Source organism: Paraburkholderia sp. NPDC080076 (assembly GCF_050281145.1).
Taxonomy (GTDB): domain Bacteria; phylum Pseudomonadota; class Gammaproteobacteria; order Burkholderiales; family Burkholderiaceae; genus Paraburkholderia.
In genome coordinates, this window is record NZ_JBNNWQ010000007.1 from 137,038 (window position 1) to 163,335 (window position 26,298).

Annotated in this window: 20 protein-coding genes and 3 pseudogenes; 15 read left to right on the forward strand and 8 right to left on the reverse strand. The window is 60.0% G+C overall.

What is annotated here, in order from left to right; all coding sequences use genetic code 11:
* The first annotated feature begins 83 nt into the window (after positions 1-83).
* From ACQKRQ_RS26460 to ACQKRQ_RS26500, 9 genes and pseudogenes are all read left to right on the forward strand, one after another.
* Positions 84-1,034 (forward strand): cupin domain-containing protein, encoded by a 951-nt coding sequence (locus ACQKRQ_RS26460; protein ID WP_427480482.1) that lies wholly within the window; start codon positions 84-86, stop codon positions 1,032-1,034.
* A gap of 38 nt (positions 1,035-1,072) precedes the next feature.
* Positions 1,073-1,984 (forward strand): TauD/TfdA dioxygenase family protein, encoded by a 912-nt coding sequence (locus tag ACQKRQ_RS26465; RefSeq protein WP_427480484.1) that lies wholly within the window; start codon positions 1,073-1,075, stop codon positions 1,982-1,984.
* A gap of 35 nt (positions 1,985-2,019) precedes the next feature.
* Positions 2,020-3,051: an amidohydrolase family protein gene (locus tag ACQKRQ_RS26470; protein WP_427480486.1), complete on the forward strand. Its 1,032-nt coding sequence runs from the start codon at positions 2,020-2,022 to the stop codon at positions 3,049-3,051.
* A 163-nt stretch (positions 3,052-3,214) separates the two neighbouring features.
* Complete coding sequence (locus tag ACQKRQ_RS26475; RefSeq protein WP_427480488.1) at positions 3,215-4,939, forward strand: MFS transporter; 1,725 nt, start codon at positions 3,215-3,217, stop codon at positions 4,937-4,939.
* A 55-nt stretch (positions 4,940-4,994) separates the two neighbouring features.
* Positions 4,995-5,798, forward strand: coding sequence for a class II aldolase/adducin family protein (locus ACQKRQ_RS26480; protein ID WP_427480489.1), 804 nt, complete (start codon positions 4,995-4,997; stop codon positions 5,796-5,798).
* Positions 5,799-7,620: 1,822 nt separating this feature from the next.
* Complete coding sequence (locus ACQKRQ_RS26485; RefSeq protein WP_427480491.1) at positions 7,621-8,373, forward strand: SDR family NAD(P)-dependent oxidoreductase; 753 nt, start codon at positions 7,621-7,623, stop codon at positions 8,371-8,373.
* A gap of 539 nt (positions 8,374-8,912) precedes the next feature.
* Positions 8,913-9,545, forward strand: coding sequence for a class I SAM-dependent methyltransferase (locus ACQKRQ_RS26490; protein WP_427480493.1), 633 nt, complete (start codon positions 8,913-8,915; stop codon positions 9,543-9,545).
* A gap of 581 nt (positions 9,546-10,126) precedes the next feature.
* Positions 10,127-10,381: pseudogene (locus ACQKRQ_RS26495) on the forward strand (pirin-like C-terminal cupin domain-containing protein); the annotation flags it as partial.
* A gap of 147 nt (positions 10,382-10,528) precedes the next feature.
* Positions 10,529-10,978: a nuclear transport factor 2 family protein gene (locus tag ACQKRQ_RS26500; protein WP_427480901.1), complete on the forward strand. Its 450-nt coding sequence runs from the start codon at positions 10,529-10,531 to the stop codon at positions 10,976-10,978.
* Between the two features lie 293 nt (positions 10,979-11,271).
* Here ACQKRQ_RS26500 and ACQKRQ_RS26505 read toward each other — a convergent pair whose 3' ends face one another.
* Positions 11,272-12,198 carry a LysR family transcriptional regulator gene (locus ACQKRQ_RS26505; protein ID WP_427480495.1) on the reverse strand — a complete coding sequence of 309 codons (927 nt, stop codon included), beginning with the start codon at positions 12,196-12,198 and terminating at the stop codon, positions 11,272-11,274.
* An 89-nt stretch (positions 12,199-12,287) separates the two neighbouring features.
* On the opposite strand from ACQKRQ_RS26505, the gene ACQKRQ_RS26510 reads away from it, so the two are divergent.
* Positions 12,288-12,857: a tautomerase family protein gene (locus ACQKRQ_RS26510; RefSeq protein ID WP_427480497.1), complete on the forward strand. Its 570-nt coding sequence runs from the start codon at positions 12,288-12,290 to the stop codon at positions 12,855-12,857.
* Between the two features lie 786 nt (positions 12,858-13,643).
* On the forward strand, positions 13,644-13,874 hold the full coding sequence (locus ACQKRQ_RS26515) for a hypothetical protein (protein ID WP_427480498.1): 231 nt from the start codon (positions 13,644-13,646) through the stop codon (positions 13,872-13,874).
* Positions 13,875-14,036: 162 nt separating this feature from the next.
* Here ACQKRQ_RS26515 and fliG read toward each other — a convergent pair whose 3' ends face one another.
* Complete coding sequence (gene fliG / locus ACQKRQ_RS26520; RefSeq protein ID WP_427480500.1) at positions 14,037-15,032, reverse strand: flagellar motor switch protein FliG; 996 nt, start codon at positions 15,030-15,032, stop codon at positions 14,037-14,039.
* Positions 15,033-15,334: 302 nt separating this feature from the next.
* Here fliG and ACQKRQ_RS26525 point away from each other — a divergent pair, with 302 nt between their 5' ends.
* Positions 15,335-15,757 (forward strand): hypothetical protein, encoded by a 423-nt coding sequence (locus ACQKRQ_RS26525; RefSeq protein ID WP_427480502.1) that lies wholly within the window; start codon positions 15,335-15,337, stop codon positions 15,755-15,757.
* 179 nt (positions 15,758-15,936) lie between these two features.
* Here ACQKRQ_RS26525 and ACQKRQ_RS26530 read toward each other — a convergent pair whose 3' ends face one another.
* The 6 genes and pseudogenes from ACQKRQ_RS26530 to ACQKRQ_RS26555 form a co-directional block, all read right to left on the reverse strand.
* Positions 15,937-16,344: a hypothetical protein gene (locus tag ACQKRQ_RS26530; RefSeq protein ID WP_427480503.1), complete on the reverse strand. Its 408-nt coding sequence runs from the start codon at positions 16,342-16,344 to the stop codon at positions 15,937-15,939.
* 53 nt (positions 16,345-16,397) lie between these two features.
* On the reverse strand, positions 16,398-16,607 hold the full coding sequence (locus ACQKRQ_RS26535) for a hypothetical protein (protein WP_132381310.1): 210 nt from the start codon (positions 16,605-16,607) through the stop codon (positions 16,398-16,400).
* Between the two features lie 264 nt (positions 16,608-16,871).
* Entirely contained in the window at positions 16,872-17,729 is an 858-nt protein-coding gene (locus ACQKRQ_RS26540; RefSeq protein ID WP_427480505.1) for a cache domain-containing protein, read from the reverse strand.
* A gap of 412 nt (positions 17,730-18,141) precedes the next feature.
* Positions 18,142-18,411, reverse strand: a complete 270-nt coding sequence (locus ACQKRQ_RS26545; RefSeq protein ID WP_342960604.1) for a hypothetical protein — start codon at positions 18,409-18,411, stop codon at positions 18,142-18,144.
* Between the two features lie 571 nt (positions 18,412-18,982).
* Positions 18,983-19,650: pseudogene (locus ACQKRQ_RS26550) on the reverse strand (DUF2968 domain-containing protein).
* 1,692 nt (positions 19,651-21,342) lie between these two features.
* Complete coding sequence (locus ACQKRQ_RS26555; RefSeq protein WP_427480507.1) at positions 21,343-23,256, reverse strand: SMP-30/gluconolactonase/LRE family protein; 1,914 nt, start codon at positions 23,254-23,256, stop codon at positions 21,343-21,345.
* Between the two features lie 568 nt (positions 23,257-23,824).
* Here ACQKRQ_RS26555 and ACQKRQ_RS26560 point away from each other — a divergent pair.
* From ACQKRQ_RS26560 to ACQKRQ_RS26570, 3 genes and pseudogenes are all read left to right on the forward strand, one after another.
* Positions 23,825-23,980: a hypothetical protein gene (locus tag ACQKRQ_RS26560; RefSeq protein ID WP_427480508.1), complete on the forward strand. Its 156-nt coding sequence runs from the start codon at positions 23,825-23,827 to the stop codon at positions 23,978-23,980.
* Between the two features lie 117 nt (positions 23,981-24,097).
* Entirely contained in the window at positions 24,098-24,373 is a 276-nt protein-coding gene (locus ACQKRQ_RS26565; protein ID WP_427480510.1) for a DUF883 family protein, read from the forward strand.
* Between the two features lie 455 nt (positions 24,374-24,828).
* Positions 24,829-26,273, forward strand: a pseudogene (locus ACQKRQ_RS26570) (IS1182 family transposase).
* The last annotated feature ends 25 nt before the right edge of the window (positions 26,274-26,298 follow it).

Below are 26,298 nucleotides of genomic sequence, written 5' to 3' on the forward strand. Positions count from 1 at the left end.
ACGCAGGCGCTTAACGTGAAGGTACAAAGAAAGAATCCGGCCCGCCGCCGCGCGGCCGGAAGCTGATGAACCTGGAGGAAGACATGTCGACAACCGCTCCCACGCGGTCGATCGCGGATTTGCCGGCGCAGCGCGCCGCCGCGCCGAAAACCGCCGCGCAACGCACCGCGCGCTATTTCAACACGGGCAACGCCTTCAATATCCAGCTGCCGCCCGTGCCGGACCACGCGTTCACCGCCGAGCCTGCGCGCGCGTTGAATCCGGCCACGCCGACCGGTTTGATCGACTGCGATCTGTCCGCGCAGTTGCGGATTCCGGTGCCGGCCACCACACCCCTTTCGCTCGTGCGCTACGCGCGCATTCGCGCCGGCGAAACGTTGAACACCGAATTCGCCGCGAGCGGGGTGATCGCCTATGTGATGGTCGGCAGCGGCCAGACGGTGTGCGGCGACGAACAGGTCGACTGGAGTGCGGGCGACGTGTTCGTGCTGCCCGGCGGCATCCAGCATCGTTATCAAGCGGCGCCAGACGCCGACGCCGTGCTGTGGATCGTCACGAACGAGCCGCAACTTGCCTTTGAACATCTGCGCGCGCCGATCGCTGGCGGCGCGCCGACTCCGGTCGTGCACTATCCGGCCGACGAAATCGAACGACAGATCGAGCTGATCTACGACGTCGGCCGCGGCCAGGATATTGCCGGCTCGGCGCTGATTTTTTCGTCGGAGCGTCAGGAGGCGATCCGCAACGTGCTGCCGACGCTCACGGTCGCGATGAACTCGTTGCCGCCGGGTGTCGCGCAACGTCCGCACCGGCATAACTCGATGGCGGTCGCCTTGATCATTCGCGGCGACGGCTGCTTCTCGATGATCGACGGCAAACGCAAGGACTGGTCGCAGTGGGCGACCACGATCACACCGCCGGTGGCCGTGCATTCGCATCACAACGAAGGCGATCAGCGCGCCATGTTCCTGATCGTGCAGGACGGCGGCATCTACTACTACACGCGTGCGATGGGTTTCTCGTTCGCCGACTAGAACGTGCGCCATCCACCCAAATTCAGGAGACACAAACCATGTCAATTCAAGCCGCGAATGCTTCCACCGCCGCCGCTACCGCTAATCGCTTCAAGGCTCGCAGGCTAGGCGATGCGCTGGGCGCCGAAGTACTGGGCGTCGATATGCGCCATCGGCTCGACCCCGCCGCCTATCAGGAATTGCACGACATCTGGATGGAGCATCTCGTGCTGGTGTTCCCCGAGCAGCACGTGGACGACCAGCAGCATGTCGAATTCACACGCAGCTTCGGTGAGCCGGAAATCTTCCATCAGGACATCATCCGCTCGAAGCGGGTGCGCGAAATCTTTCGTGTGTCGAATGTGGACGAAGCAGGCACGCTGATGCCGCCGGATCATCCCACCGCGCGGCAAGTGTCGCTCGCGCAGTTCTGGCACACGGACAGCAGCTATCGCGCGGTGCCGTGCACCGGCGCGCTGCTGCACGGGATCGAAGTGAGCCGCACCGGCGGCGAGACGCAGTTCACCAACATGTATTCCGTCTACGACGCGCTACCCGAGGCGCTGAAGAAACAGGTCGAAGGGCGCCGCGCGCTGCACGATTTCGAGTTCCTGCAAAAGCAGAACAAGCTCAAGCCGCTCACCGACGCGGAGCGCGCGGCGATGCCGCCGGTATGGCAGCCGATGGTGCGCAAACACCCGGTGACCGGACGCAAGTCGCTCTATATCAGCCCGATCTACAACGAAGACGTGGAAGGCATGCCGCGCGACGAAGCGCGCGCGCTGATCGCCGAACTCGCGGCATTCGCCGGGCAGCCGCGATTCGTCTACTCGCATCGTTGGGAAACGGACGACGTGGTGTTGTGGGACAACCGTTGCACGATGCACCAGGTGACGTCGTTCGATCCAACCGAGCGGCGCGTGATGCACCGCACGACGATCGTCGGCGATCAGCCCGTGATCGCGGGCTGAACCCCAAGGACACACGACGCTTTCGAGGACTTCCCATGTCGACTACCGAACTTCCCGTTTTCAAGCATGTCGAGTTGAACCCCGCGTGGCTGGACCGTTTGCACGAAGACATCATCGAACCCGATCTGCCGATCGTGGACCCGCATCATCATCTGTGGGAACGCGATGGCGGTTATCTGCTCGATGACTTGCTGGCCGACACCGGTTCGGGCCACAACATCACCGCAACCGTCTACGTGCAATGCGGCTATGCCTATCGCCACGACGGACCGGAGGCGTTCAAGCCAGTCGGCGAGACGGAGTTCGTCGCCTCGGTGGCCGACGAAGCCGCGCGGCGCGGTGTGAAGACGCGCGTCTGCGCGGGCATTGTGGGCTATGCGGATCTGACCTTGGGCGACGAAGTCGATGCCGTGCTGCAGGCGCATATCGATGCCGGCGGCGGCCGGTTTCGCAGCGTCCGCCATATCGTCGCGCGTCATGAGTCGTTTCAGGCGAGCCTGCTGACGCCGCCGCCGCTGTTCCTGATGAACGACGCCACGTTCCGGCGCGGCGTGGGCAGGCTCGGCGCGTTCAACCTGTGCTTCGACGCATGGCTCTATCACACGCAGATCAAGGAACTGGCGAACCTCGCGCGAGCCTTTCCGGAGCTTCCGGTCGTGATGAACCATCTGGGCGGCCCGCTCGGTGTCGGGCCTTACCAGGGCCGTCGCGATGAAGTGTTCCGTGAGTGGCTCGCGGCGATCGATGAACTCGCGCAGTGCCCGAATGCCTATGTGAAACTGGGCGGCCTCGCAATGGCGATCGCCGGTTTCGAATTTCATCGCGAGCCGTTGCCCCCTTCGTCCGGCGAACTGGCGAACGCATGGCGACCGTACATGGATGCGTGTATCGAACGCTTCGGCGCCGAGCGCTGCATGTTTGAAACCAATTCGCCGGTCGACAAGGGCATGTGCAGCTATCCGGTGATGTGGAACGCTTACAAGCGGATCGCCTCGGGTGCATCGGCAAACGAAAAAGCGGCGCTCTTTCACGACACCGCGACGCGAGTCTATAAGCTCGGGCACTGACGAGCTGTGCGGTAAAGAAAGGGATCCGCGCGTCGGGCGGCAAGCGGCAGGCGTCACACGCCGGCGTTCCGGCGGCATGCAGCGAAAAAAATGACCGGGGAGAGCGGGCCACGCCTCAGCGGCGTGGCGCCGCGAGTGCCCGGCAATACGGAGACGACGAAACATGGGTACAGCATCCGCCCGCGCCGATTTCAGCGGCAGGGAAAGATGGAAGGTCATCATCAGTTCGTCACTCGGCACGGCATTCGAGTGGTATGACTTTCTGCTCTACGGCGCACTCGCGCCGATCATCGCGAAGCAGTTTTTCTCCGGCGTCAACGAGACCGCGGCGTTCATCTTCGCGTTGCTGACGTTTTCGGCGGGCTTCGTCGCGCGGCCGTTCGGTTCGCTCGTGTTCGGGATGATCGGCGATCTGGTCGGCCGCAAGCGCACCTTCGTCGCGACGATCATGCTGATGGCGCTGCCCACATTTCTCGTCGGCTTGCTGCCCAACTACGCAACCTGGGGCATCTATGCGCCCGCGACGCTGATCGTGCTGCGGGTGCTGCAGGGTCTTGCCGTCGGCGGCGAATATGGCGGCGCGCTCGTCTATGTGGCCGAGCATTCCGAGCCGTCCAAGCGCGGCAAGGATACCTCGTGGCTGAGCGCGATGACGCCGGCCGGCATTATTCTCGCGTTGTCGGCCACGCTGGTGACCCGGACAATTTCCGGCGAGAGCGCGTTGGCGGAATGGGCATGGCGGATTCCGTTTCTTGCCTCGATCGTGCTGTTCGGCATTTCGATGTGGCTGCGTCTGAAGCTGAAGGAATCGCCGGTATTCGAAGAGATGAAAGCGGCCGCGCGTGACAAGCGGCGGCCGGTGCGCGAAGCGTTCGGTGAATGGCGGCATCTGCGCACGGCGATTCTGCTGACGTTCGGCGTCAATACGGCGATCGGCGTCATCGCCTATACGTCGGAGTTCTATTCGCAGTTCTTCATGGCGCGCACGCTCGGAATCGATCCGGTCACGATCAACTGGGTGATGCTGCCTTCGTTGTTACTGAGCATTCCGATGTACATCGTGTGCGGCTGGTTGACCGATAGGCTGGGTCGCAAACCCGTCTTCCTGATCGGCACGCTGCTCGCGGTCTTGACGCTGCAACCGGCATTTCGTTTGATGACGCACTACGGCAACGAAGCGCTCGAAGCCGCGCAACGCGCCGCGCCGGTGGTCGTGTACGCCGATCCCGGTAATTGTTCGTTGCAGTTCAATCCGGTGAGCGCGGCGGCGCTGAGTTCGTCATGCGACATTGCGAAGGGTTATCTGGCAAGCCGGATGGTGTCGTACGAGAATCAGACGTTGCCAGCCGGTTCGATGGCGTTGCTGCAGATCGGCGATACGAAACTGCAGGCGTTCGACGGCACCGGCATGCCGAAGGCCGCCTTCGCCGCGCGGGAAAAGCAGTTCCAGGCAGACGTTCAGAAGGCGCTGACGGCAAGCGGCTATCCGGCGCGGGCTGATCCGGCGCAGGTGCATCGCGGCGTGCTGATTTGCATCATGACGTATCTGCTTTCCCTGCTGGCGATGATCTATACGCCTGCGGGCGCCTGGATGACCGAACTGTTCCCGACGCGGATCCGCTACACCGCGATCTCGCTGCCATACAACATCGGCGCGGGATGGTTCGGCGGCTTCATGCCGAGCGTCGCGTTCGCGATGGTGGCGGCCAACGGCGGCGTGTACTTTGGGCTGTGGTATCCGGTCGGCTTGCTCGCATTGGCGTTGCTGATAGCGGGTTTCGGCTTACCTGACACGAAGGATCGCCGGCTCAATGCGCCAATCGGCGACGACGATTCGAGCAACGCTGGGCGCGGTGTCGAGCACGCAGTCGAGCAACGCGTCGTGTGATGAAAAACGGGCCGGTGCGCGGCCGCGATGCCGCATTTTAGTGGAGGCGAGAAATATGTCTGCAAGTTCGATCACCACAATGGATAACTTGCCGCTGACGCAAGACAGCGCGCACGGCATGAGCGACGCGGAGCGCACGCTGCGCGTCGAACTGGCGGCCGCGTACCGGCTGGTCGATTATTTCGGCTGGACCGAGCAGATCTACGGCCACCTCACGGCACGCATTCCGGGGCCCGAGAACCATTTCCTGATCAATGCGTTCGGCGAGAATTACGACGAGGTCACGGCGTCGAGCCTGGTGAAGATCGATGTGGACGGCAAGGTGGTGTCGGACGCGAACAGCTCGGTGAACTATGCGGGCTTCGTGATCCATTCGGCGATCCACTTGATGCACGACGAGCGCAACCTGGTCGTGATGCATATCCATTCGCGCGCGGGCATGGCGATCGCCGCGATCAAGGAGGGCCTGCTGCCGATCTCGATGTTCTCGACTGTGTTCTACGAGAACATCGGCTATCACGATTACGAGGGTGCGTCGCTCTATCTCGACGAACGGGACCGCATAGTGCGTTCGCTCGGCTCGGCGAAAGCACTGGTCTTGCGCAATCATGGCTTGCTGGTGACAGGGGCATCGGTGCCGGAGTGTTTTCTGCGGCTCTACCGGCTGGAGCGGGCGTGTCAGATTCAGGTTGATGCCGCTGCCTGCGGTACGCCAAATCTTATCAGTGCGCCGGTGGCGGCCAGATCGCGCAATGACCTAAGCGAGTTCCAGGGTATGCAACGCGTACCGGAAGGGACGATTGAGTTTGCGGCACTCAGACGCAAACTCGATCGGATAGATCCAGGGTATCGGGACTAGAGCAGCGGCCATGAGTGCCTATGTGCGCTCGTTCTTACTGGGGCAAGCTTGAGGGTAGTCTGCCAAGGCAGCGCCGCACGTTGCTTGTGAACTGCGTGAGTTTTGCAATCGCTTATGCTCAAGGGTGGCAGAGCACGGCGGTGAGCAAGAACAGATGAGGGTATGAACAGCGGCGTTGCTGCCTGCCGCACGCGCGCGATTCAACTGCCTCGCCGCGGGGCCGCCAACAACCGCCGTTACGACTGCCAGGGCCGTCTTTTTCGCAGCCCTCCATTTCGCGATACTGACTGTTCTGATTTGTGTTCCGGTCATTCCTTCGATGAGCCCCAATGACAGCATCGGGTCGAAATTTGCCTGTCGACTTGGCTTTTTGGGCATTAACATCGTGAAATAAAAGTTCACTGTAATCGGGAACACAGCTTTGCTCAGTGAGATATGTTCTAGAAAGCAGCGTTAAATTGCTTTCGTTTGGTCATTGTGAAATTGTCTGAAAAAGAAGGGCCCCGTTAGTTGGGGCTATCCACACCTTCGTTTCTGGACATCCCTGCCGTTTTTCGATGAAGTCGCTCGCACAACTGATTTTGTTATTACTTCTCAACCAAATTTGTTACTACCGCCCGGTACGGCCTGTCCGTCGATGTGATCCTCCCCGCCTCGTTCCAGAAACCGCGGCGCGCTTTCACGCAGTCGATAACAGCCGATAGTCAGCTGCGACGATTGTGGATATCGGGCTGGGTCCACCCACCGGCGCAAGAGGCGGGTAGGGGAGCGCGATACCCGCGATGTGCGGGCATATCGTCGCGCAGCGCCGCAGTCCCGCGATTGCGGCCGCAGGCGTCGCGGCATAGACCTGCAGACGGGCGTTTTCCCGGCGAGCCACAAACTGACCGTCGATGCTTTGATAGAGCCAGAACCACGGCAGCCCACCGCTGAGTCCTAACAAGCGGCGGCGCACGTCGTGGTTCGCAGGGACTAGCGCGTCAATGACCTGCTAGCCTCCGATCTCTGACCACGATAGGCAGGCGCCCCGAGCCTCTTCCCACATCGAATCAAACCGGGTCTGCTGCCGCGTTCGGTATCTGGCCCGACGCAGGCATTTGCTGGAATACGGCGCACCGAGCCAACTGGACGTCACTGGCGCAATGAATTGGACGCCGTGTGGCGTTGCGCGCGCCAGCCACGCACTGTCCAACCACGCAGTGCGAGGCGTCACGTCCGCCCAGGCAGCGACACCTGAATGCGCGACTGCGCTGGTGCGCGCTTGGGCGTGGCGCCACAAGGCTGAGGCCCCTCACGCGAACGCATCTAAGCCAGCCTTAGGTCGACGAGTTCTATGCAAATTCGCCGGGCGGCCCGGCGCCCGTCGCTGCCCTGCAGGGAGCGCCTCGTGGAAATCGCCAGTAGGACGGGGCGGTCGTCATCGCGCGGGCCGAGCCGACACACGGACCCAGATCTTTCATCTGCCAGCGCACGTATCCGCGCCGATGCCAGAGATCGAGACTGCGCTGGATATCCTTGCCGTCGACAACGCGAGGGAGATCACTTGCAGTTCGTTGCGGTCTCGTCCGCAGAGCCGCCGTCACAGTCAGCGCATGAAGTTCATCGGGCCCGTAAGTGGCGTCCATCTACGGAAGAGATGGATTGCATCTCAATATGCCGTCTTCTCAGGAGGCCGGTGCGCTCCTACCATTCGTGTTCGGCCAGCGGGCCGATCTGCAAGCCCTCGCGCTTCTAGCGGGGAGCTTGGGTCGTCGTCCCGTTGCTGGACTTCGGCTCCGCCAGTCGCGGGACCCCGCTTTTCAATTACGAAGGATTAAAGATCATGAAAAACTTAGAAGGCAAGATTGCAGTCGTCACGGGCGGAAGCAGTGGGATTGGCTTGGCCACAGCCAAGCGCTTCGTGGATGAAGGTGCGCATGTCGTAATCACTGGGCGCCGAGAGAAAGAGCTGAAAGAGGCCGCCACGCTCATTAAGAAAAACGTTACGACGGTCGTGGGCGATGTGTCGCGCCTGGAAGATCTGGACCGCCTCTTTGCTGTCGTGAAAGAGAAACATGGTCACATCGACATTCTCTTCGCGAACGCGGGCGCAGGGACAATCGCACCGCTCGCGGTAGCTAGTGAGGCCCATTTTGACCAGACCTTCGACGTGAACGTGAAGGGAATGTTCTTTACGGTGCAGAAGGCCCTTCCCCTCTTCAAAGACGGCGGTTCGATTATTCTGAACTCTTCGGTCTCGAACGTGCTCGGGCTTCCAGGATTTACTGCTTACGCCGCGAGTAAGGCGGCTGTGCGCAACTTCGCGCGCGGCTGGGCCTTGGAATTGAAAGACCGCAAGATCCGCGTGAATTGTATGAGCCCCGGAGCAATCGACACCCCGGCCTTGACGACTACGACGGGCCTTACCGCTGAACAGGCCGAGCAAGCAGTCGCACAGTTCACCACGCAGATCCCAATGGGCCGCAGGGGCATGCCCGAGGAAATCGCTGCTGCAGTCACGTTCCTCGCCTCTGATGAGAGTTCTTACATCACCGGTATTGATCTTCCCGTCGATGGGGGCATGGCGCAGGGCTGACCCGACGCGGTCCTGTGGCTGGACTTACGGGCACGCCGTTTCCATTGGTAGCGACACGACATATGCTACCAATCGAGCGCGATCCGACCGCGGAAATGGAAAGGAAATAAAGGTGATGCTATGAACACCGAGAAGAACGTCCAGACCGTGAGGAATCTCTTCGTCGCGATCAGCCGTGCGATAGGGACAGCATGTTGCCAATGGTTGCCGAAGACATCGAGTGGATCATCCCCCGCAGTGATTGGCCGTTGGGTGGAACGCATCGCGGACGCGCCGGGGTGGGGGCCGCATATCAGATGGCCTCCGAGGAGGTACCGATGACCATTTCGTCTTTGCCACTGCCGTCCTGGACGGCAAGATCACGAACATCCCGGAGTACATTGACACACAGGCGCAGGCGCGGGCCGCTCAGAGGAACGCGTCCGCGCCTGGGCAGTGCCGGCCTTGGCGGCATTCTTCGCGGTCTATGGCGAGTGAGCCGTGGACCGCTGCCTTGCACGTCATACGCTCGTCGAATTCTCTACCGTGAAGGAGATCCCATGTACGACCAAGCCAAGCTAGCGGAGTTGATCCGTTTCTCACGCGTCGATGCGGGCGCCACCGTCATCGACGTTTACCCGGGCGACGGCGGCTGGACCCGTCTCTTTTCAGACGTCGTGGGACCCGAAGGACGGGTCTACAGCTTCGTGCCGGCCGAAGTCGCCCACTTCAAGAACGATCCGGTCGGCCTCATGCGGACGCTTGCGAAGGAGCCGGGCCGAGAGAACGTCGAGGTCGTTTCGGCGGACCTCGTGGCGATGCCGCAGGCCACTCGACCGGCTGATGTCCTGTGGCTGCACCTGTTCTACCACGACCTCCACACTGCGCTTATGCAGGCCAAAGGCGCGACGGCGGCGGAGTTCAACCGAGCCGTCTACGAGCGACTGAAGTCCGGCGGGTACTATGTCATCGTCGATCACGCCACCGCCGCCGGGTTGGGCATGAGCAACGCCCAGTCGCTGCATCGGATTGACCCTGCGTCCGTGCGCGAGGAGGTGGAAGCGGCAGGCTTCGTACTGGACGCGGAAAGCACCGTTCTCGCCAACAAGGACGATCCGCACTCGAGCAAGGTGTTCGACCCCTCGATCAAGGGTGAGACCGATCGCTTCGCCTATCGGTTTGTGAAGCCCTAACGAGTCCCGCCGCCCACTTAATGTCGAGCTCGCCACTGGGTGCAAACAACTTGATGCGATCCGAGTAACTTTGAGCCCGGCAAGCGCGGATGACGGCTGCGCCATGGCGTTGCAACAATGCCGCCGGTGACGAGCACCGCAGATGGCCGGATCTCCGCGACCAACCTCGAAAGCCATAGGGCGATGCAACGATTGATTTCAGGGCGAGATCGGTCAGCGCGGCATTGTGCTTGGCTTCGATCGATGCTTGGCGGCCGGCCGCACCACCTCGAATTCCGCTCCACACACCAGCCGCCGACCGGACCAGACGGCTCGTACGCGGCACTGAGTCCTTCGACAAAGAGGCGCAGCGGGGAGCTGATCAAGAGAGAGACGCCATCGAGCATGCAGTTGCGTTCTTTCGCACCACGTGATGATTCGCATCTCAGTATACCGTCTTCCTCACTCGGGGCTAGTTGACCAGCCTCAACTTCTGGGTGGCCAACAAGTATTGCGCATGCGTTGAACTACGGCCTGCCGTCCAAGCACATGGACGCGGAACGCGCCTGGCCGGTCCCAAGCGAGAAAAGACTCTCTGCCGTGTGCACGCTTTCCGAGTTGCACGAGCACTATCCATCGCTGAAACGGATGGTTCGGTTCTCAATATCAGGGCTTCTCACGAGCCCGCTTCGGCCGCACCATTGGAAATCGGGGCATTCGAACGCTTCGTTTCCATTCATTCGCGAGATCTGCTTCTGCTCCAAGGCCAGCCGCTCGACGAACCCGTTGTGCAGCACGGGCCCTTCGTGATGAATACGCCCGATGAGATTCGCGACGCTTACGCCGATTATCGAAGCACCCGCTTCGGTACGTGGCCATGGCCAACCCCGGATCCCAATCATGGCCCAAGCAGGGGGCGATTTTCGATTTTCGAAGCGACAACACCGGGTCCTCAGCCGCCGGTCCATAAGCATTCGAATAGGTCAGAAAATGGAGAGCTTTCGATGAGCATCAAAGAGAATGTCCAAGTCGTCAAAGACTTCTTTGCAGCAACGGGCAGCGGCGATAGACGACGTCTGCTGTCGTTGTGCGCTGAAGATATCGAGTGGATCGTTCCGGGCGAGGGTTGGGCCTTGGCCGGGACGCATCGCGGGCATGCCGGACTGGAGGATTTGCTCCAGAAGGCCTCCGGTCTGGAAACGTCATTCCCCGAGCCTCCAGAATTCGTCGCGCAGGGAGACCGGGTGTTGATGACTGGCCTCGCTAGGGGAAAAGTGAAGGCCACGAATAGGCCGTTCGAAGATTATTTCGTCTTTGCCATGACCGTTCGAAATGGCAAGGTGACGAACATCCGGGAGTACGTTGACACGCAGGCACTGGCGCGAGCATCGGAGCCGCGAGTGTCGGACGAGCGTGCGCGGCGGAACGCGCGAGCGGACACGCGGCGTGGATAGCCGCGTGTACTCGTTTGGCTTCTCCAGGGCGCCTTCGCACCGGTTTGTGCACACCAAGCGTGACCCAAAAATGCTGATTTCCCGATACCACCGCTCCGCGGGGGCGGCCCACCATCGCCGTCTTGAGTCGGCTAAAGGGTGACAGCCGTACCCCACTGCGGTGCTGTCCGCGGGCCGCTGAGGCGCGGCCATAGGCGGAGCAGGCGCGGCCGAACTCGCGGGCAAGCGGCCGTTCCTGATGGCCACTGGGCCTGGTGTTTGCCCGTGGAGACCGATAAGGCCGCTGCCTAGCGCTAGAGTTTTGCGGGTTCAGGCGACTCTTTTGCGCTCGACCAGTCTTTCAGATGCTCAACGAGCCAGCGGCCGGCGGGACCAGGAGGCGCTGCGGCTGGGTAGACGGCAGAAATCGTCAGCATGGTTCCAGCGCGCGGGACACCATCGACGTCAAGGGCGACCAGGTCACCGGAGGCGATGTCTTTCTCCACCATGTGAAGAGGCATCCCTCCCCAGCCGACACAGTCCTTCAGCAACGCATATTTCGTGGACAGATCGGCCAAGCGCCAGGTCGTAGACGATAGGACCCCGTAGTCGCGGCCAGCGAGCAGTTGTGAACGATCGGTCAAGACCAGTTGCACGTGCTTGGAGAGTTCCTTCTTGGGGATATGGCCCTCGAAGTTTGCAAGCGGGTGGCCACGCGCAGCAACCATCACCAACGGGACGGTGCCGAGGCGGTCGATAGCCAGCGACGCGAAGTCCATTGGGAGTGAGGCGAGGATTCCCAACGTGCAGCGCCCCTCCAGCACCGGCTGATACCCAGCACCCAAACCCTCCACGAAGATCCGTAACGGCGTCAACGGGAAGCGCTTGGCGAACGCTCTGGCTGCCTCGCTGATGGCGGCAGTGGGAAAGAAGACATCGAACACCACGGAGAGCTCGGCCTCGACTCCCAAGGTCATGAGCTTTGCCCGAGCTTTGAGGGTGTCAACACCCGACACGATAGCCCGCGCATCCGCAAGAATGAGCACGCCTTCAGGCGTTAGTTTTGGGAAACGCCCTGACCTGTCGAATAGTGTGATGCCGATCTGCTCCTCCAAAGCACTCACCCAGCCACTGACTGCGGACTGCACGCGGTTCAAGCGTCGAGCCGCCGCGGAGAAGCTTCCTTCGTCCACCGCAGCGATGAATGTTCTGAGCTGGTCGAGGGATACGCCGTCGAGCATATAAGCCTTTATCTATCTCTGAGAGCGATGTCTCGCATCGCAATATACCGGATTCTCAGAGTGGGTGGCGGCCCCCATCATTGGTACCCATGGAAGCGTCTCAAAGAACTGAAGCAGGCTCCGCGAGTCCTTTGGCGCGCGCCCAAACGGCCGCCTGCGGGGGCGGCGCCTGGGAGCGGTCGCTTGCGCGGTCGCTTGCTTACGTGCATTTTGGGCTCGAGCGGCCTGGGCATTACAAAGTACTTTACGAGGGCCGCGTCGTCCCGTATCTCGAAGACCCGCGTGCTGCTGCTATCACGCAATCACACAACGAAGCGACTGGAGCCCAGTGCTTCTTTGCGCAGGTGATCTTCAACGAGGTGATCCGTGGGAATCATTTTATCGGCGGAAGCCTGCTTCGAGCGGAGCAAATCTTTGTTCACGGTCATATACGTGCGGGATGTCCCGACGACAAAAAGCAGTTGCTTCTTTCCAAAATTGTCGACTCTGTGACGAAAATAGCATCGGTGGAACGACGTTCTGTCTGGGTCTATATTTCCGAAATTCCAGCCCTCCAGATGATTGAATATGGCCACGAGTTGCCACTTCCAGGGCAGGAGGAACACTGGCTGGAGAATTTGCCGCAAGCAGACCGGGAGTATCTTCTCAGTTTAGGTTGAGCCTGTGCGCTGAGCGCATTCGCCCTGGCGGATTGAACTTTGCGCCGTGACGCTGCCAACGCCGGTCACGGCTTCAGGAACCAACGAATAACGTCGCAGCGGGCGCACGACCAGATTGTCAATTTGACATAATTAAAGGTCGCTCGCGCGGCGTGCCGGCTGGGTTCAGATGTCCGGTGCACCGCCGAGATAGCATCGGTTATTGTGGCAAACCTCGGCGAGGCGTTGTAGAGCAGGGCGCTGCAAGCGGTGTTGGCGCGATTTTGCAACGCACACGGCACGGAAAGTCCGCTGGTCGGCCATTGCCGACATTGGGACGGGCTGGGTTCTACGTCAGCAATGTCGCGAATTGCTGACGGCGGCGGCATCGAGCAGCCAGACGGCAGCTTCCTGCACCAGCGAATTCACACTCCCGACCGACGCCGTGTGAAAACGCGTGCCGAGAGTGGCCTCCGAAAAAATCGACCTTTCAGATCGCGCCAGGTTGGCTTGGCAGCAACTCGGGAAGGGTAAAACGACACCTGAAAACCGAGTACTTTTGCGTTTTCACACGGCCTCGACCCGCTCCGGACGTTCAACCCAGCGCCACCTCGACAGCACCTTTTGGGGTGCAACGGTCATCCGCCCCCTTCGGACGCCGGCGCGGTCACCGGAGGGATATCTTTTCCGGCTCCGCCCGAAACTTGTCCTCGATCGCATTAACGCATTTCATGAACTGGGTGCGAAGCCCTGCAGAGTCCTCGGCGGGGAGAGGCCGTCCGATGTAACGGTCCATCCGTTAGCCGTATGGACGACATCGAGATCGAAGGACTCGGCCGATTCGCTCTGCAGGATCACAGACTCGCGAAAACGGCCGCCCGCCGAAAGTATGATTGCTTGGCAGCCCTGCTGGAGCCGGGCTGGGCGATGAGCGTACCCACTGACCGGGCCACTGCCATCTGGGGCTGCGCTGTACATCCGGAACGACTCGAAGTGCGGTGGCATCCCGGCAGCGATGAACTTCACATCGGAATCTGAAACGCCGTTGCTGCATCCAGGCAAGCATCCGATCAAGGCCGTCAGTATGATGCGAGTGTGAACGTTCCAGAACGCGCACACGCCATTCTTGTGCCTCACGGCTCGTTTTTCCATTAGCTATCCTCTCGATTCCCATCGCTGATGTTCGCGCAGTGAGGCACTTCAGACATACATGTCGTCAGCCTTGTCGCCTAGCGCTATCTCGCCGCTATCGGCAAGGTTGCGCGCGACTTGCAGAACTATGCGCTGTTTTGCCTCGACTTCCGAGAGACGCACCGGGCCACTCGTCTCCATATCGTCAGAAAACAGTTCCGCCGCACGTTGCGACATATTCGCCATGAACTTCTGACGCAACTCGGGCGGTCCGACCTTCAATGCGATAACCAGTGTCTCTGTGCCAACTCCCCTGAGCAATAGCCGGATCGCGCGATCATCAAGCTCGACTAGTTTGTCGAACGTGAACATCTCGTCGATGATCTTTTGCGCGAGATCGACGTCATAGCCGCGCACGCTCTCGATTACCGATTCTTCGTGCTGGTTTGACAGGTGGTTGAGGATTTCCGCCGCCGCGCGAACGCCTCCGACCGTTTTGCGTTTCACATTGGCATTGCCAGACAGCAAGTCGGTCATCACATCATCGAGTTCGCGTAATGCGGCTGGCTGAATGCCGTCGAGCGTGGCAATGCGCAGCAGCACGTCGTTTCGCGTCCGCTCGGTGAAACATGCGAGCACGTCAGAAGCCTGGTCCGGGTCCAGATGCACGAGGATTGTCGCAATGATTTGCGGGTGTTCGTTCCTGATCAATTCCGCGACAGCCGGCGCGTCCATCCACTTCAGGCCTTCGATGCCGGTGACGTCGTCGCCCAGCATGATTCGGTCGATGATGCCGCCAGCCCTCTCTTCGCCGAGGGCACTGGTCAGCACCGACCGGATGTATTCCTTTGAGTCAAGCGACAGCGTGGTATGCGATTCCGCTTCCTTGATAAAGTCTTGCAGCACGGCGTCGACAGCACCAAGTGTGACGTTTTTCAGGGTGGCTATCGCGATACTGATCTTCTGCACCTCACGTGGATCGAGGAACCGGAAGGCTTCCGCCGCCTCGTTTTCGCCGAGCGACATCAGAAGCAACGCAGCCTTGTTGATTCCTTCCGCATTCAATGAAAGCTCCACGGTTTAATGGTTGCAACAACCTTCTGATCGTTGTTTACCGGTGTCGGTGCGCAGTTCTGGTTTTGTTCGGATGTTGGGCGCGCAGCTCCATCGGCGCGTTGTTGGCGTCCCAGAGACGCTAGAACGCGCCGGACGTTGGGGCGGCCAGGGTGGCTGCGACACCGGTCCGAGTCGTTGCGCGCGCCGACCCGGTTCGAGCCCGGCCCTGTGCGCCCACATGATTAGCTGTTGACTCATGCGTCGGGCCCTCTCCGGCGAGGGGCGGTCAGATTGACCCACTCATAGGCGTCGTGCCCAAGTCTGCCCACTTCGCGCCAGACCGCGAAGGGAATCTCCTGACGGGCCGCGTGCCGATCAACCAGACCCTGGCATATGCTTGTCATCTGTCGAAGCAGCACCATCGCACGCGTTTCAAGACTCTCCCCGTGCTGGTCGATTGCTGTCTTCGCCTCCTGAGCCCGTTGAGCCATGGTCCGCCATTGGGCATCGCGAATGTCCTGAGCGTAAGCGCCGCGCTGCGCGAGAGCGCTCGAGACAAGGTAGAGGTCTTTGAGGGCAGTGACGACCTCTGGTGGCGGCACGACGCAACCGTCGCCGCAGTCTGGTTGCGTGTGCGTCATCAGGATGCGCTCGACAGGTCTGCCAGAGGCGCGATCGCGGAGCCCGTTTTTGACGAAGTCATGCAACCCGCCGAGGAATGGCTGGAGCAGTAGCCGTTAGCAGAGCGGTGTGAATTTGACATCGGGAACGGTGTTTGCGAGATGCCGGTCGAGTTGACGCACATACGGGCGCGGCTACTGTCGTGAGTGAAAAATTCGCCGAACTGTTCAGGTCCGTTACTGCCTTTCGTGCAGGTATGGCTACCGGGACATGACGCAATCATCCGGTTGCTTCAGTGCCTGTGTCCGAAGCATGCCTGGGCAGCTTCGATGGGCGACAGGCCGGCGCCAAAATAGCCGCGAAGACGCCGTATGGTCGCGGGGTCGGGATAATACGTTGGGTTGATAAATTTCGCTTCGACGGCTTCGTGGTAGCAGGCACGCGTCCACTGATCCAGGCCCTGTTCGTACATCAGCGATACGCACTTCGACTCGTTAAACATAGTGATTTCCGATAGCTCAGGAGGCGCGTTCGCCGTCAATGATCGCGCAGAGAGTGCAAACAGATGCCGCAACGATGCCTGACATCGCGCAACGTTGTCGGCGCATTGCCAAGTCCTGACACCCGCCGAAATTGATGCGGCAGCGGCGAGCGTGTTGCACAGGATCAATGCGCTTGCCTTGTCGACGATCGGTTTCAAAGAACGCTAACCGCGTCATCATGATTGGTACATCGAAGACTTTACGGCGCTTGTCACTGCTGCGCTGAGGCAATACATTCCGCGACGGGGGTGCCGAGCAGGTCAAGTAGCGCGCGTAGTCGTTGCCGATCCTGCAACGACAGGGCGGGACGTCCAAGCAGACACTCGATCTGCAATGCCCAATACTCGCGACGGATGAGCCAGGGGCGATGAACCAGCGCGTTCACAGCCTTCTCAAGTTGTCCGATCTCGGTCTTCACCATGTCCACGTTCGTCTCCTTGCGCGACCCTCTGAAACACGGAATGTCCCACGGGCTGCTGTGGACCGAAGAAGACAGCTCATTCGGCATAGGTCAGTGGCCGCTTCCGTCACCCTTCGCGACGTCATGGTGCTCAGGCATCCGCCTGGACACAACACGCCACACGTGGCACAACATTCGTTACAGGTAATTTAGCCATACCACCATCAGGGCGTAGGTTAGGATGAAGAGCCAACTCAGAGTGCGATTAGGCCATGTCGACATCGGCTATCTCCCTCGATACCGGGCGGTGAGTAAAGCTTTGTTGCTTTTGGTCGTCGGGTTCCAGGCGAAATGCCGCGACGACCTGTGCCAGTCCGTGTGCCTGCCCGCTGAGTGATTGAGCAGCCGCGGCCGCCTGCTCGGCGAGCGCCGCACGCTCAGGCCGCCGCTCGCGACGCGCCGCGCAGCTTCTTCAGCATCGTCCGGCTCACCGCCGAGTGAGCGCTGCAATCCGCGATTCAGAGCGGCGATCACGACCGATAGCATCAGTGCGACAGCGGCGAGGATGGCGCCGGACCTGATCAACAAATGGTGAAATGCGGTATCGATATCGTCCAAATAGACGCCATCGAGAAAAATCCAGCCCCATGGTTTGAAGCTTGCGATACGAGTGAGCTTGGGCACCAGTCGGTCCTCGCCGGGGCGCGGCCGGACATAGTGGATGAAACCTGCGCCATTCACCCTGGCGACGTTGACCGCCTCCTGGTAGAGCAGCGTGCCGTTGGCGTCCTTGAAATCGCCGAGCGTCCGTCCGATCAGTTCGGGTTTGAACGGGTGCATCAGCATCTTCGGCTCATCGGTCATGATGGTGTAGTAGCCATCCTTGCCGAAGCGCATCCCCTTGATGCGTTCCATGACCGCCTTCTGCGCGGCGTCGCGCGTGAGCGTCGCCTGTTGCTCAAGGTTCGAGTACTGGCGCGCAAGGCTGACCACGTTGTCGGCGTTGTTGGCCAGATCGCTCTCGCGCTCTTCGATACGCACCTGGCGCAACGACCAGGCGTCGAATGCCGTAATCGCCGTCAGACAGGTAACGCTCAGGAAGAGGGGCAGCCACAGCTTCTGCGCAAACGTTAGCTTTTTCACGTCCGATCTGTCGCATGGATGAACTAACCATGTATTACGGCCTTCCTTTTGCATATTTTTATTGGCGTAAACCCTTTTTCCGCCATCCGTCCTTTAGAAATCAGGCAGTGCAATAATGTGCGCCTCTCAGATTCTGGCACGGCCCTCGGAATAGCCAGAATCCTTCAGCCGACACGTTCTGTCGGCTCTTTTTCGTCGGCATGTGGGTGGGCAGTCGCATGAATCTACGGCCTCAGAAGTATTGAGGAGCCTTTCCAGCTCTGCTTTCACGAGGAAAGGGCATCGTGGAATTCGTCGATAACGATATTGCCACCGTGGCTCGCAAGCCGGTACGCCGGCCAGTTCGTCGAGCATGGCGATTGCGTGCACAACGGCTGGCGCATCTTCCGAGAGGGGTGCTCATTTCGAGCCTTCAGACCGGCTCGGTAGCAGTCCATCGCGTCCAGCCACTTTGTCCACCCGCGTCGGTGACGCGCAAGGCGCGGGAACCGTCGGCGAACGTCAGGCATTCAACGCGAAGACGCCGGTCCGCGGCGATATCGTCCGCGTGGACGTCACCGCCTTCATGCCTGAAATGCAGCTTGCCTTCTTGCAAGAGTTCCAGCGGTGGCGGATCTCCTGGGTTCGCACGCTTACGGTGCCACCGGTTCAGGAGCGTAGCGGCAATTTCGGCGTCGAACATGTAGCTCTTTCCTCAGCGGGCTGGTAGGGATGCCAGCACCCAGCAGTAGCGGTCACCTTAAAATCCGCGATCACAAACGGACACCGGCGCTCTTGTTCACCAGATGCACCCGACGCAACAACCATGCGTCGAAGCCCTTGATCGCAATCGGACCGACAAGTCTCACGGGCACTAGCAGCCACAGTAATTGAGCAAACGTTTGCTTTCCCATGTTCGACCCGCGCCGTGTAAATCCAGCAGTATTACGGCGTCCCGTCTCGATATTTTTATCGGGGCAAACCCTATGTTCACCAACCGCCCGCCTGGGAGCCAGCCAGCTTAATAAAGCATCTGTATCAGATTCCGCCGCGCCTCGTGCTGAACTCGGCGGTCGCGGCTGCATATGTCGTAGAAGCAGTTCCGCGGCCTCGTCGTGGCGCAGAGTCAAGTGCCGTCTCGCGCAGCGCGGAGCATTGACAACGAGATTCGCGGCCTGCCGCAGCGCGACTGTCGCGCGAGGCCTCGGTGAACGAACATCGCTCCGAGCGGCGAACCGGGCGGGGTCGCGCTCGTGCAGTGAGACACTGAAAAATTAATGTGAGCGCGCCAGGCCGCTTTCCAGCTGGCTCTGGAGTTCGCGTACCTGCCGCTGGGAAGCCCGCAACTGGTCCTGCGCGGCGGCCTTCTGCTGCGCGAGCGCAGCGGCTTTGGCACGCGTCTTCTGCTGCTGGCTGGCGACGATTGTCTGCTGCTGACTCGCTACATCGAGGTCGGCCTAGAGGCGGTTCGCACGACCCTGCGACAGCGCAATCATCCGCTCGATGAACGCCTTCTGCGCCTCGAGCCGCGTGCGGCGAATCTCGACTTCGGATAGCTGCAACGTCTGGCGCACAAAATCCTTGTAGATCATGTCGGCACGCGTTGTATCCTGCGTCTTGATGACGCGCCAGAAATTCTTTTACTGGAACAGCGCGACGTAGTAGGTCATTTCCTTGCCGTAAAACAGCAGGCTCGCGCCGTAGTTGCCGTTGGACGTCGTGCGCAGCTCACTCAGGTCCGAGCCTCGGATCATCTTCTGCAACTCAGCGGCGTTGCCAGCGGCGGACTGCTTCGCTTCGTCGGCTGTCAGCATGCCGGCCTGCCCCTGCTGTTCTTGCGTCGTGGCCGACAGTGCCGTCGCCATGCCCGGTTGGGCGACTACGGCAGCGCCCGGCCCACTGTCGGCAATGTCTGTGCATCCCCACTCTGCACGGCCCCCATTGCGACGAATGCGGTCATGGTGAGCTTCTCTGCAAAAGACAGTCTCATATGTTTGCCAACCTCTCATATCGATAGCAACGAGCTGGCAAAAATCGCCAGCCCCAACCGGTGAAGTGCAACCTTGGCAATCCGTTAACGGCAACTACTCAGGAATGTTGAGGTGCCAAACATGAGGTTGACGGGAAGAAATTGAAGTGTGTCGGGTTCGACTGGCGAGCGTTTGGGGAGCCCGGCCTGTGCACGCCGTCGACGTTTTAGATAAACGCCTTACCCTGTGCACTCGCCTCGTTGTCAAAGGCAGGTTATGACGTCGTTCAGGGCTATCTGACAGGCCCTCCGATGTCTTTCGCGGGAATAGCGGAGGCCATGCGCGCAAAGGATGGGACCGCCGTCGTTTCCGAAAGCGGCTGACATTTCGACGCGGAGTGATCCAGGCACGCTCCCGGCAAGAGAACGTTGCGTGCTCAATTTAACTAACCGAACGGGACCGCGGTCGTCACGGTAGACGTGCAGATCGTGACGACCGTAAACCAGCGATGACTGGCGCGGTACACGCAAAGTTGCCGACGGACTTCGTATCGGAACAATCGCTTCGTTTCGGCATGACCAGCACGAGACTTAGTCGGGCCGCGAAGGTGCACACGACCGAGCGACGAGGCAATCCAGCCACCTGGTGAAAGGGCGGCACCGATGCGTCGTTCGCAGCGATTAGCGGAATACTGGCAATCGTCGAGAACGTCATTTAGCAGTTCAGTCAAGGCGGCGAGTAAAGAAGTAGTCACTCCCCACCGCAACAGTTTCGGCTATTGGGCAGCTGTAAGCTTGTGACCTGTCCATAAAGCCGGCGCCCCTATCTGCGGCCCTTTCCGTTGGTCGCTTACTTGCTCGATCCCGCTTTTTAATACCGCCTCACAAAAGGCCAGGCGGGCTCGATAGTATTCTGCGTGCATCTGCGCATCGAGGATACGTTGTTCAGCCTGGAAGAGTTCCATACGCAACTCTCGCAACGCCTTTTCGGCCCGTTTCTCCGGAGTAAGTGCGTTACGCACTGTCCAGCTTGCTATCCACTGCAGCATGATGACCCCCTCATCGTCACGTGACACTCCGCCGACTTCAAAATGGACTTTTACGCCGGGGGGTCACAAAACGCCACGGTCCCGACCACTTCTGGATACAGCCCCGGTGACGCAACGCCTCAATAATCGGGGGATACCTGTACGTCACACTGCGCGGTAGATCACGTTGTTGCAAAACTTTTCTATCCCCTTGCGACCGAATTTTTCAGTTCTGCGGGTTGCGCAGCTCGATGATGGAACCCTCACCTGCGCGAAAGAAACGGCCGCTTACTGACCGGAGCCGCCGTCTGAGTGTCCTGGCAATGGGGTGAGCGAATGACAGGTCATGGCCGATTGCACCCGGCGACATGCGGCTCCACGAAGCTGCCATTCGCCTAGGCGAATTCTGCCGAAGGGAGGCTTACGATCGACCACGCCGAACGCGTACTTCCGGCCAGAACCGGACGCTGGAGAGTACGACCTGGATTGCCAACAGTCATCCGTTGGCAAGCGGCTAGCGGTACGGAAGGCCGCACCGGATTTTCCGGCCGAGCGCTGCCTGTGGAAAGAAACAAGGTCAATAAGTCGACATGACGTGAGGTGCTCGCCGGGGCGTAGCCGCGACGAGCACTGTCGTTCAGTGTGTCCAGCGATAGATGATGACGCTGGCCCCGTTGTAGTTGTCCTTCGTGATCACGTACTCCCCGGTTGACCGACGGTACGATCGAAGGCCGTACATCGAATCCACGTCATTGCCGACGTACACGGTGTTGGGGTTGCTGTTGATCAACGTGGTGTCCAGGCTGCCTGTGGTGAGATTGAAGGCATCGATGTTGGGCACAGTGTGTACGTATCCGACGAAGAGATAGTTGCCGGCCGCCGTGATCGACTTGGGATTGGCGCTGGTGAGGTTGATTACCGGATTGGGAACGGTCGTGTTGCCTGCGAGCCAGCCGTGATACACCTCGATCCGCGTTCCGATCGACGTCCAGTCCGCGCCCCCGGCAACTCCCTGTGCCAGGATCATCGTGTCGCTTTCCGGCAGGTAGATGATCCGCGTCAATGGCGTGATCGTGCCCGGAACGGGCGTTGCAGTCCCTGCACCCCAACTCGGCTTACCATTGGCATCGAAGCCGGTCAGCGGAAAGTGCCAGATGGCATTCGTCTTGTCCAACCCGGCCCAGACGTCCCCCTTGCTGTCGAGGCAGAATCCGTCCCTGACCGGTGCGGTCGTATTGAACGCCGTACCCGGAAGCGTCGCGTCCGGTATTGCGATGTAGCCATTCGCAGCATTGAAGTGGAAGAAGTAGAAGGTATCGGGATTCTGGCTGGAGTCCACGAGGATCCGGTTGGCGCCGATGGTGGCAAGTTGGCCGAAGTGCTCACCCCGTGTGCGATCGTTGATGTTGATGCGTGGATCGGATGGGTAGTCGATTGGATCGACCGTGTTCGCTACGAAGGTTCCCCCCGCGGTGCCGGTGTAGATGTTGGTCCCTCCATAGAAGTACGCGCCGTCGGTAGCCGGGTCCGGAGCGGCGACCCCCTCGAAGTTCAGAGACTGAAGCTTCCATTGCAGGTGGCCAGAACTGTCGTAGGAGTGAATGTCGGTGCCGCCGTCGCGGCCGAGGTCCCAGCTTCCGCCCCACGGGTTGTTGAGCACGTACAGGTTGCCGGCGGCGTCTTTGCCGATGCCTGTGACGCGGGTAAAACGCCTGTCGCCAACCTGGCCTTTGATGCCCGTTGTCGTATCGAGATACCCCCCCTGAATGCCAAATGTACTGATCAGAAATGGAATGACCAAAGTGTTATAGATCTTGATATTCATGTCGGGGCCCGCGTCGCCGATCATGAGAAACCCGGTCGACGAATCGAGATACAGCGAGGACGGTCGAGAGGCGACGGACATCTGGATGGTGTTCACGAGCACGCCGGCCGGATTGAATTCGAGGATCGCGCCCGCGCTCTTCTGCGCAACCCAGATGTTTCCTGCGCTGTCCACCGCGAGCGCGCCAGGGCTCGAGACGGCGATATCCTGCCGCCAGACGCCGTCGGTGGTGTAGACGCGGATGCGATTTCCAGGCGAGTCGCTCGCATAAAGGAGCGAGCCCGACGTCGCGAGTCCCGTGATTACATCAGCCCGCTGCTCAGTCGTTGTCGCGCTGACCGAGATGAGAAAGTCGCGAGTTTGAGTGGTTCGGTTGTACCGCCCGACCGTGCCGCTGCCGTAAGTGGCATTAAATTGCAGAGCGGCGAAGATCGAAGTTGCGTTACCCGTAATGGCGCTGCCCTGGAACTCGCCGTGACCTCCTATGGATCCCAGGCTTTGGCCGTTCTGGTATATCGCGACGCCACCTTCGTTTTCGTCCCACATGGAAGCCGTGTAGATTACGCCCTCGGGTGCTATCCACATGGAGCGCGCGACGCTACCCACGCGGGTAGCGTTGGTCCCATATGTGTTCGCCACCCAGTCGGTGGTGTACTGTCCATGGCACTCTGGCGCAAGCGTGGCGATCAGAAGGGCAGTGAGGAACGTGGCATAGATTCGTTTCATGATAGTGAAGCGTGCCCTCCTGAGGCACCTGAATCGGGGGATTGCGATTTGGCCCATGCTCGCGGCGTTGGCAACCTGATGGGCTTCACATGGGGACCGACTGATGGTTCCCGTGGTTGCCTTCCCTGTCGTGCCGGCATGCGCGCTATGGGCTGGAAGATTCTTCGATCGTGAAGGGTCGTCTTCGATGCGTGCCGGGCGTCGCTCGCCGCTCCAGCAAGTGTCGCGTCTGTCCAACTCGACGCTGTTCGAGCGGTATATCGGCGAGGTGCGGAAAAGGTTGAGCTGTTCGCGTTTCCAGCACAGGCAAACGCGTTAAAGCCCAACCCGAGCAGCGCTTTTAGCTGGTCTGCGAAGTGGATCAGCGTTCACGTGCCAACTGGCAGTTCGGGGTGGCAGGCGTGGCCCGCGAGCGGGTGATTTCTCGCGAGGCGAAGGTGCGGTGAGGGCCGACTAGCGAAGTTCGCGGCCGAGGGGCATCTGACCGGACTCGGCCGGCTTCCGAAGTTCAGGGCTCGGCCATCAGCGGCCGTTGGCCCGCGCACTCGTGGGAACATTCGGATGACCGATGAGCATGAAACATGCGGATCTTCGAACGGGCGTCGCATTCTCGCGTATTCATCCGACCAGCGCCGGCTTGGCGAGATTGACGTTCGAACATCAGCGGACGCTGAAACCTGTGAACGTTTTGATCGTCATTATTATCCGCTTGGCAGCCATCTGACCGGATGGCAGGCGGACTAGGACTAAGGTCCAATTGCAACGCCACAATTGCGTGTCAACATGCAATTAGCTTCACGTATCCGGACGTGTTCACTTGTCAACCAACAGGGAGAGAATAATGTCTGATGCCAATGCCGAGTCCACCGATTTGGGGAATCAGGTCCCACAGACCGAAAGCGCTCCCATCGAAAGGGTTTCCAAACTACATGAAAAAGCGCTGGCACGCCTGCAGGGCGCCAGGGAAAAGGCCTCGGCTGTGCAGGTCGTGGTGGTCGAAAACGGCAAAATCGCTGCCCGCGCGACCGACGACTTCGTCCACGAGTATCCGTGGGTATCCATCGGGATGGGGGCCGGTTTTGGGGTGCTGGTAGGTCTGCTGATCAATCGCGACTGACGTGCGTTGATCTCGCATATGAGCCGTTGGGGAAGCGTCTGAAAAATGTAGGACTGCGAGAGCGTTGGCGAACTGCGGTACAACAGAGACACGGCAATCGTGCAGCACAAACACCGCAACACGGACAAATGTCAGGGGCCAACCAGGCTTGTATCGGATTTCGCAGCTTTCGAGCACGCGATCCGATGAATCTCAGGACGCTCCCTCTCCCTAGAAATGGAAATACTCTCAGCTGGCGCTATAGTGAATCACACCCGTTGGCCAACGCGCGGTGGTCATCCAGGCGCCCGGAATAAGCGCCCGCTCGACAACCAACGTGACCAGCCGAAAGGCTGGTATCAACTTGAGAGCAGCCGTCGAGGCGTTGCTCAGTCGAGCCGCGGCTGTGGGTCGAGCCTGTGTGAAAACACCATGATCGCCTAAACTGGATTAACTCATTCAGCCTGGGTGACCGGATGAAGCGATTCATAGAAGGTGAAGATCGCAAGCAGGTGACGCTGCTTCCAGAGTGCCTCGATGACTTTGTCGCCGAGGACAATCCGGTCAGAATCATCGAGGCGTTTGTTGAAGAGCTTGACCTTGAATCACTGGGATTCGATGGAGCGATGCCGTCGACTACAGGTCGCCCGTCCTATCATCCAGGCGTGCTGCTGAGGATCTATATCTACGGCTACCTGAACCGGATCCAGTCGAGCCGCCGCCTGGAACGTGAATGCCAACGCAATGTTGAATTGATGTGGCTCACGGGCCGTTTGGCGCCGGACTTCAAGACCATCGCTGACTTCTGCCGTGACAACGGCACCGGCATCCGCAACGTATGTCGCTGCTTCGTCGTCTTATGCCGCGAACTGAAGCTGTTCTCGCAGGCGCTCGTTGCCATCGACGGTAGCAAGTTCAAGGCAGTCAACACCCGCGATCGCAACTTCACAGAGGGTAAGGTCGACAAGCGCCAGAAGCAGATAGAGGAGAGTATCCAGCGGTATCTGAACGCGCTGGAGACTGCCGATCGTACGCAACCCGCTGAGCTGGAAGCGAAGACGACCCGGTTGCAGGACAAGATCGCACGCTTGCGCGAACAGATGCGAAACCTCGATCAGATCAAGGAGCAACTCAGGACGCAGCCTGATGGCCAACTCTCGATGACTGATCCCGACGCGCGCTCCATGGCGACGAGCGGCAAAGGCTCGGGAATGGTCGGCTACAACGTACAGGTGGCAGTAGACGCCAAACACCACCTCATCGTTGCTCACGAGGTCACAAACTCTGGCAGCGACCGGGCGCAACTCAGCCCCATAGCGAAAGCTGCACGCGATGCGATGGGCAAGAGCAGACTGCGGGCAGTCGCCGATCGTGGCTACTATAGCGGGCCTCAGATCAAAGAGTGTGTGGATGCCGGGATCGCGGTAATGCTGCCGAACCCACGACATCAAGCGCGAAATGCCATGGTCGATTTGATAGGGCTGACTTCATCTACATTGCGCGGGACGACGAATACCAGTGTCCAGCCGGTGAACGGGCAATCTACCGTTTCACCGGGGAGGAACACGGTATGCAATTGCGCCGTTACTGGAGCAGCGCCTGTCCTCAGTGCCCAATAAAATCACAATGCACGCCAAGTCCATATCGGCGAATCACCCGATGGGAGCACGAGTCCGTGTTGGAAGGTGTTCAACGTCAACTCGACAAAACGCCAGAGGCAATGACGATACGCAGACGCACCGTCGAACATGTCTTCGGGACGTTCAAGCACTGGATGGGTTACACGCACTTCCTGACACGCCGGCTGCCCAACGTGGGGACCGAGATGAGTCTGAACGTGCTTGCCTACAACCTCATGAGAGTGCTGAGAATCCTGGGATTCAAAAGGACAATGAAAGCGATGCGGCTGGTGGGTGCCTGAGCACCCATCGACCTTAAAAACAAGC